We start from the raw sequence: 1,721 nt of genomic DNA, 5'->3' as shown, positions 1-1,721 counted from the left end.
ACTCGATCCGATGTGAACGACGTGTGGAACGTTCAGGCTGCGAGCGGCAAACACTCCTGTAAGATACGTTTTTCGTGTCTTAGATACGATGACATCCACACCCGATCGTGTCACCAACGGAGACGGCACGCTGGAGGGTTCGTATGGGATCGATGAGAAACCGAGATCGCGGCGCGATTGAGTGTTGATACTCTCTCTCTGGTCTGTTGTTCCAGTCGATGAGATGTACGTCATGTCCACGGTCTCGGAGACCTTCGACAACCTTACTAACGTGAATTTGTCCTCCTCTCACCATCGTCCCGGAGAAGGTAATGGGTTCCTCGGTGAGATAGAGAATACGCATATTTTATCAACACTAGGTCGTTGGTGAAATAAATCGCGTTTTCTGATTGAGAAGTTTCAACCGAGAATGTATAATGTATGAGAATAATTTGGATTCATAAAGAAAGCATCCTGCGAACCGACCATGTCATATTCGTTTAAACTGACCGCTCAAACTATCGTTTACTTTTGAGATGTCTACGACGAATCTTTTGATTATTCTTCATCCGACTCGCAGATTCCATACTCACTCAATATCTGTCTCTGCTTTTCGCTTTTTAAATGCCGTCTATTAAGCGATATCAGCAGTCTCTATCACGTTCATGTTCTCATCGCTCGCAATCCTGTGTATCTCAACTTCTGTCCCCTCCAGAGAATTGCTCTACCAATCGTCTCGTCCCCTGCACGTAGCATATCAACGTAGGGTACCAGCTGAATACGGAGCAAAGATTGCACACGGTCAGCGTCCCATTGACGAACGCCCAGTTCAGACAAAAGCTGATGACGTTGGATCTCCATCTCAATCTCAAGAAAAGATTCCTTTCGGAGGCACACCGCCTACGAATGCCTCGGTCAATCATTCACCGACTAGCTTCGTCTGCTCGTGCCCATTCAGGAATCACGTGGATGATTGGAAAGCTTATTAAGATGTTCAAACACGGTCATATCGAATAGGAACGGAATCACGACACACGATTTTACTGTATCATGTTTGTTCACATCAGTATTATCTCATACGACAGATCCGGATTCACCTGTTGACGATATATATCATTACTATCCCGGCGTATCAAGCTGCCATATGACCCCGATCGTTGGAGGCAATCCCCCGCTGGCGCACGCGAAGTGCCGCAAACACCAGGACTGGAGAGGGGACGGCAAAATCATGCCCGTGTCGTGTACAGTCTGTTCATATATACTATTCAACCAGCTCGTCGAATTCCACAATCTGTGCTGTATTAATCAAACGGAATCCTAATTACTTATGTAGATGTATTTACAATGATATCAATCTAGGGCATGAATAGTTCAATTCACAAAGTTTATTGACGCCATCCGAATCATTCAGTTTATAATGGGTTCGCGTAGCAAGAGTAATAATAAAAACGACCAGTCTCTTCTCGACACGCTTACAGACTGGTACCATATCCCCGTGCTCCTCCTCATCGTTGGCGTGATGTTTGCCATCCGGGCGCAGACATACTCAAATTTCATTCGCGATGGTGAGGTTTTCTTCTCTGGGAATGATGCATGGTATCACCTTAGAGAGGTTACGTATATTACAAAACACTGGCCTTCGCCGATTCCATTTGACGCATGGACGGGGTTTCCATACGGTCAATGGGTCGGACAGTTTGGAACACTTTACGATCAGATTATTGCGACCATTGCTCTCCTGT

1 protein-coding gene and 1 pseudogene are annotated in these 1,721 nt (G+C 45.8%); one reads left to right on the top strand and one right to left on the bottom strand.

All coding sequences use genetic code 11. The features are described from left to right. Positions 1–234 (bottom strand): hypothetical protein (locus J07HQW2_RS17865; protein ID WP_303703980.1); only part of this gene is annotated, 234 nt, incomplete at its 3' end. A gap of 1,162 nt (positions 235–1,396) precedes the next feature. Between J07HQW2_RS17865 and J07HQW2_RS05300 the strand changes: the two are divergent. Continuing rightward, positions 1,397–1,721: pseudogene (locus tag J07HQW2_RS05300) on the top strand (dolichyl-diphosphooligosaccharide--protein glycosyltransferase); the annotation flags it as partial.

Source organism: Haloquadratum walsbyi J07HQW2 (assembly GCF_000415985.1).
Classification (GTDB): Archaea; Halobacteriota; Halobacteria; order Halobacteriales; family Haloferacaceae; genus Haloquadratum; species Haloquadratum walsbyi_B.
The sequence above is the reverse complement of the archived record's forward strand: the minus strand, read 5'-3'. Positions and strand labels throughout refer to the sequence as shown.